General features: G+C 59.0%; 5 protein-coding genes. 3 read left to right on the top strand and 2 right to left on the bottom strand.

What is annotated here, in order from left to right:
• Nucleotides 1-167 precede the first annotated feature (167 nt).
• Nucleotides 168-1,661, bottom strand: a complete 1,494-nt coding sequence (locus AC1RP7_RS08770; protein WP_090452969.1) for a CoA-acylating methylmalonate-semialdehyde dehydrogenase — start codon at nucleotides 1,659-1,661, stop codon at nucleotides 168-170.
• 177 nt (nucleotides 1,662-1,838) lie between these two features.
• Nucleotides 1,839-3,188 carry an omega-aminotransferase AptA gene (gene aptA, locus AC1RP7_RS08765; protein ID WP_057712120.1) on the bottom strand — a complete coding sequence of 450 codons (1,350 nt, stop codon included), beginning with the start codon at nucleotides 3,186-3,188 and terminating at the stop codon, nucleotides 1,839-1,841.
• A 138-nt stretch (nucleotides 3,189-3,326) separates the two neighbouring features.
• Here aptA and AC1RP7_RS08760 point away from each other — a divergent pair, with 138 nt between their 5' ends.
• The 3 genes from AC1RP7_RS08760 (at nucleotide 3,327) to AC1RP7_RS08750 (ending at nucleotide 5,591) form a co-directional block, all read left to right on the top strand.
• Complete coding sequence (locus tag AC1RP7_RS08760; protein WP_057712121.1) at nucleotides 3,327-4,247, top strand: LysR family transcriptional regulator; 921 nt, start codon at nucleotides 3,327-3,329, stop codon at nucleotides 4,245-4,247.
• Nucleotides 4,248-4,352: 105 nt separating this feature from the next.
• A complete protein-coding gene (locus AC1RP7_RS08755; protein ID WP_057712122.1) occupies nucleotides 4,353-5,003 on the top strand; it encodes a TetR/AcrR family transcriptional regulator in 651 nt (216 codons plus the stop codon).
• Nucleotides 5,004-5,009: 6 nt separating this feature from the next.
• On the top strand, nucleotides 5,010-5,591 hold the full coding sequence (locus AC1RP7_RS08750) for an IMPACT family protein (RefSeq protein ID WP_218495123.1): 582 nt from the start codon (nucleotides 5,010-5,012) through the stop codon (nucleotides 5,589-5,591).
• The last annotated feature ends 409 nt before the right edge of the window (nucleotides 5,592-6,000 follow it).

The raw sequence follows: 6,000 nt of genomic DNA, 5'->3' as shown, positions 1-6,000 counted from the left end.
TTTGTTTACCAAGGAGTTTTCCGTTTCGACTGCGCCGGAAGTGGGGCGAATTATAGACACCTGGAATCTGCCGTCAACAGCTATTTTCACAATTCTGTCATATAGGACAAAAAAGCCCCGAAAACAAAAAGGCCGACCCAATGGGTCGGCCTTCTGCGCCCTTCTACTTACAAGCTAGGGAACGCGAATTGCGAAGCCTCGTGGCTCGCACGCTGTGGCCAGCGCTGGGTGATGGCCTTGCGACGGGTGTAGAAACGCACACCATCCGGGCCGTAGGCATGCAGGTCGCCGAACAGCGAACGCTTCCAGCCGCCAAAGCTGTGATAAGCCACCGGCACCGGCAGCGGTACGTTGACACCGACCATGCCGACTTCGATTTCGTCGCAGAACAACCGCGCGGCTTCGCCGTCACGGGTGAAGATGCAAGTGCCGTTGCCATATTCGTGATCGTTGATCAGTTGCATGGCTTCTTCCAGGCTGTTGACCCGAACAACGCACAGCACCGGCCCGAAGATCTCTTCTTTATAGATGCGCATTTCTGGCGTGACGTTGTCGAACAGGCAACCACCCAGGAAGAAGCCTTCCTCGTGACCAGCGACGGTCAGGCCACGGCCGTCCACCACCAGTGTCGCGCCGGCAGCTACGCCGTCTTCTACATAACCGCTGACCTTGTCGCGCGCCTGGCCAGTCACCAGTGGGCCCATGTCCAGGCCGCAGTTGGTACCGGCACCGATTTTCAGCGCCTTGATTTGCGGAACCAGTTTGGCCACCAGTGCATCGGCCACCTGATCACCCACGCACACCGCTACCGAGATTGCCATGCAACGCTCGCCGCAAGAACCGTAAGCCGCGCCCATCAGTGCGCTGACGGCGTTGTCCAGGTCTGCATCCGGCATCAGCACAGCGTGGTTCTTCGCACCGCCCAGGGCCTGGACGCGCTTGCCACGCTTGGTGCCTTCGGAATAGATGTATTCGGCAATCGGCGTCGAACCCACAAAGCTCAGCGCTTTGACTTCCGGCGCTTCGATCAATGCGTCCACCGCAGTCTTGTCACCGTGTACCACGCTCAGCACGCCTTTGGGCAGGCCCGCCTCCAGCAGAAGCTGTGCAATCAGCAGCGTCGAGCTCGGGTCACGCTCGGAAGGCTTGAGGATAAAGCAGTTACCGCAGACGATCGCCAGCGGGTACATCCACAACGGCACCATGGCCGGGAAGTTGAACGGAGTGATACCGGCCACCACGCCCAGCGGCTGGAAGTCAGACCAGGCATCGATGTTCGGTCCGACGTTACGGCTGTACTCGCCCTTGAGGATTTCCGGAGCCGCGCAAGCGAACTCGACGTTCTCGATGCCGCGCTTCAATTCACCGGCAGCATCTTCCAGGGTCTTGCCGTGCTCTTCGCTGATCAGTTGGGCGATACGCGCTTCGTTCTGCTCCAGCAGTTGCTTGAAGCGGAACATCACTTGGGCACGCTTGGCCGGCGGCGTGTTGCGCCAGGCCGGGAATGCAGCCTTGGCCGCGTCGATGGCGCTCTGGATGGTTTCGCGGGTCGCCAGCGGCAACTTGTGAATTGCCTGACCGGTAGACGGGTTGAACACATCAACCGCGCGACCGTTCTCGGTCACCAGTTCGCCATTGATCAAATGCGGAATAACGCTCATGGAAGCTCCTGAAAAGTTGTCCACAGGCGTCCGTTAAAGAGCGCCTGCTATATAGATGCTTTTTGTAGGAGCGAGCTTGCTCGCGAAGATGGTGAGGGCGCCGCGTTCATCCAGGCAGCCCACATCATCGTTAACGTCCATCGCGAGCAAGCTCGCTCCTACAGGTGTGTTGTCAAATCAGTCGATCTTGCTCAGCACTTCGCCGACCGCGTCGAACAGACGATCCAGGTCCTGCGGCTTGCTGTTGAAGGTTGGGCCGAACTGCAGGGTGTCGCCGCCGAAGCGTACGTAGAACCCGGCTTTCCACAGCGCCATGCCGGCTTCGAACGGACGCACGATCGCGTCGCCGTCACGTGGAGCGATCTGGATCGCGCCAGCCAGGCCGTAGTTGCGGATGTCGATGATGTTCTTGGTGCCCTTGAGGCCGTGCAGCGCATTTTCGAAATGCGGTGCGACTTCGGCCACGCTCTGTACCAGGTTTTCCTTTTGCAGCAGGTCGAGTGCTGCCAGGCCAGCGGCGCAAGCCACCGGGTGCGCGGAATAGGTGTAGCCATGGGGGAATTCAACCGCGTATTCAGGTGTCGGCTGATTCATGAAAGTCTGGTAGATCTCGGAGCTGGCAATCACCGCGCCCATCGGGATCGCACCGTTGGTGACTTGCTTGGCGATGCACATCAGGTCCGGTGTCACACCGAAGGTGGTCGCGCCGAACATGGTGCCGGTACGGCCGAAACCGGTGATCACTTCGTCGAACACCAGCAGGATATTGTGCTGGTCGCAGATTTCACGCAGACGCTTGAGGTAACCCTGTGGCGGCACCAGCACGCCAGCGGAACCGGCCAATGGCTCGACGAATACCGCCGCGATGTTCGACGCATCGTGCAGTTCGATCAGCTTCAACAGCTCGTCAGCCAGGGCGATACCGCCCTGCTCCGGCATGCCACGGGAGTAAGCGTTGCTTGCCAGCAAAGTGTGCGGCAGGTGATCGACGTCCATCATCGCCTGGCCGAACAGCTTGCGGTTGCCGTTCACGCCACCGAGGCTGGTGCCGGCGATGTTCACACCGTGGTAGCCACGGGCACGGCCGATCATTTTGGTCTTGGTCGACTGGCCCTTCAGGCGCCAGTAAGCACGGACCATTTTTACAGCGGTGTCAGCGCACTCGGAACCCGAGTCGGTGAAGAACACGTGGTTGAGGTTGCCCGGGGTCAGGTCGGTGATTTTTTCAGCCAACTGAAAGGACAGCGGATGGCCGTACTGGAAGCCTGGCGAGTAATCGAGGGTACCCAGTTGCTTGGCGACCGCTTCCTGGATTTCCTTACGAGTGTGCCCGGCGCCACAGGTCCACAGACCGGACAGCGAGTCATATACCTTGCGGCCCTTGTCGTCGATCAGCCAACTGCCTTCGGCGCCAACGATCAGCCGTGGGTCGCGCTGGAAGTTGCGGTTGGCGGTGTAAGGCATCCAGTGAGCATCGAGCTTGAGCTGGCTGGCCAGGGAAGTCGGTGCGTTTTCAGGCTGGTTCATGGGCGTAACCTCGCAAGGCAATAAGCGGCGTAAGGATTGAAAACCGTTGTTGCAGCTAAATTGCCACGGGGATAAAGTCGGTGAAATCCAACTTTTCTAATGTTCAGTCAGCCAACTACTAAACTTTGAGTAACCCGCATGAGTACTCGCCGTCCCGATCCGCTGGCCCAGGTCAGCGACTTTGATATTCGCCTGCTGAGGATTTTCCGCAGCGTGGTGGAATGCGGCGGCTTCTCCGCGGCGGAGACCGTGCTGGGCATCGGTCGCTCGGCGATCAGCCAACAGATGAGCGATCTGGAGCAACGCCTCGGCCTGCGCCTTTGCCAACGGGGACGTGCCGGGTTTTCCCTGACCGAAGAGGGCCGCGAGGTCTATCAATCGGCATTGCAGCTGTTAAGTGCACTGGAAAGCTTCCGCACCGAGGTCAATGGCCTGCACCAGCACCTGCGCGGCGAATTGATCATCGGTTTGACGGACAACCTGGTCACCCTGCCCCACATGCGCATCACCCATGCCCTCGCGCAATTGAAAGAACGCGGCCCGGACGTGCAGATCCAGATCCGCATGATCGCGCCCAATGAAGTCGAACAAGGCGTGCTCGACGGTCGCCTGCACGTCGGCGTGGTACCGCAGGCCAGCGCATTGTCGGGGCTGGAGTATCAACCGCTGTATAGCGAGCGATCGCTGTTGTACTGCGCAGTCGGTCACCCGCTGTTTTATGTCGACGACAAACAACTGGACGACACGCGTCTGAATAGCCAGGACGCCATCGCCCCGACCTTTCGTTTGCCGGCGGAAATCCAGGCCCATTATCAGGCGCTCAATTGCACCGCCAGCGCCTCGGACCGCGAAGGCATGGCCTTCCTGATCCTGACCGGACGCTATATCGGTTACCTGCCGGATCACTACGCGAGTCTTTGGGTGCAGCAAGGCCGGTTGCGAGCGTTGAAAGCAAAAACACGTTTCTATGACCTCAGCCTGGCGTCGGTCACACGCAAGGGGCGCCGACCGCATCTGGTGCTGGAGAGTTTTCTCGAGAGCCTGGCCGCGACGCGTTGAACATTGTGGGAGCGGAGTAAGGTTTTATTGTGTGAGGTCTTGTCTGAAGCCGGTGGGTACGTTATCAACGCACTGGCCGTCCCACCCACCCGTTCGGAAGTGCTTATGACCTTTGAAGTCCCAGCCCACGGCGCAAAATCTGTCAGCCGCATTCGTCAAAAAAACGAAGAGACCATCATCAAGGCCGCCGAAGACGAGTTCGCCCGTCACGGGTACAAAGGCACGAGCATGAACACCATCGCCCAGAACGCCGGGTTGCCTAAGGCAAACCTGCATTACTACTTCACCAACAAGCTCGGTTTGTACGTGGCGGTGCTGAGCAACATCATCGAGCTGTGGGACAGCACGTTCAACACCCTCACCGCCGAGGACGATCCGAGCGAAGCCTTGACCCGCTACATCCGCGCCAAAATGGAGTTCTCCCGGCGCCAGCCGCAAGCCTCGCGGATTTTCGCCATGGAAGTCATCAGCGGCGGCGAGTGCCTGACCGAGTATTTCAACCAGGACTATCGCGCCTGGTTCCAGGGTCGTGCGGGCGTGTTCCAGGCCTGGATCGACGCCGGTAAAATGGACCCGGTCGATCCGGTGCACCTGATCTTCCTGTTGTGGGGCAGCACCCAGCACTACGCCGACTTCGCCACGCAGATCTGCCGCGTCACCGGGCGCACCAAGTTGACCAAACAGGACATGGAAGACGCCGGGGATAACCTGATCCGCATCATTCTCAAGGGCTGCGGCCTGAAACCTGCCATCTAAGCACTTATGCCATTTACCCTCAGCGGTTTTTGCGAATACCGCGAAGAGATTCGCAAGAGCCGCTTCATTACCTTCGCCGCGCCGATCTCCAGCCCCGCCGAGGCCCAGGCGTTCATTGAACAGCACAGCGACTTGAATGCCTCGCACAACTGCTGGGCCTGGAAGCTCGGTGATCAGTACCGCAGCACCGATGATGGCGAGCCCGGCGGTACGGCCGGCCGGCCGATTCTGGCGGCGATCGAGGCACAGGATTGCGATCAGGTCGCGGTGCTGGTGATTCGCTGGTATGGCGGCATCCAACTGGGCACCGGGGGGCTAGCCCGGGCCTATGGCGGAGGTGCAAACAAATGCCTGCAAGCGGCGCCAAAGCTCGAGCTGATCAGCCGGGTGCCACTGCATTGCGCTTGCGGATTTGCCGAGTTGGCCCTGGTCAAGCTGCGGGTGGCGGAGGCAGGTGGATTGGTTGTGGATGAAAGCTTCACCGCCAATGGTGTCGAGTTGCAGTTGGCCGTAGGCGATGCGCAAATCGACACCTTACAGTCACAACTGGCCGATTTGAGTCGCGGGCGAATTTTGTTACGGCGCTAAAAGGCTTCAGCACCGGCTGCAATTTTTTGGGGCACGCCGCTTTTTCACTTATTCCATATTTGCCCACATCTGCTGTGCACCCGCCTGTGGATAACCTGAGCACATACCGCTGTAACCCTTTTGTCATGCGGCTTTGCGGACTTTGCTCAATTTTCGTCCAATCTGCCATCAAGCACGTCAAATTCAAATAAAAACAAATAGTTACAGCGGTTTATCGCCTTTAGAAGTAGCCACTCAGTGCTTATGCCCGTGCAGTGAGCTTGCGCACAAATACTGTGGAGCAATCTGTGGATAACCCGTTCATGGCCGTCTCGGCGCCCTGTACGGTATGGCTTGTGGTCGATTGCTCATTTTTTGAGCAAAACCCCACGAGCAAAATCGGGGCTTGATTTGCGCCATTGCCCCCATG

It is taken from the genome of Pseudomonas sp. GW822-FHT01E03, assembly GCF_058802985.1.
The sequence above is the reverse complement of the archived record's forward strand: the minus strand, read 5'-3'. Positions and strand labels throughout refer to the sequence as shown.

Excerpts from the sequence above, each read along its gene's own strand:
- AC1RP7_RS08760 (WP_057712121.1), top strand. The coding sequence starts at position 3,327 with ATGAGTACTCGCCGTCCCGATCCGCTGGCCCAGGTCAGCGACTTTGAT.
- AC1RP7_RS08755 (WP_057712122.1), top strand. The coding sequence starts at position 4,353 with ATGACCTTTGAAGTCCCAGCCCACGGCGCAAAATCTGTCAGCCGCATT.
- AC1RP7_RS08770 (WP_090452969.1), bottom strand. The coding sequence starts at position 1,661 with ATGAGCGTTATTCCGCATTTGATCAATGGCGAACTGGTGACCGAGAAC.
- AC1RP7_RS08750 (WP_218495123.1), top strand. The coding sequence starts at position 5,010 with ATGCCATTTACCCTCAGCGGTTTTTGCGAATACCGCGAAGAGATTCGC.
- aptA (WP_057712120.1), bottom strand. The coding sequence starts at position 3,188 with ATGAACCAGCCTGAAAACGCACCGACTTCCCTGGCCAGCCAGCTCAAG.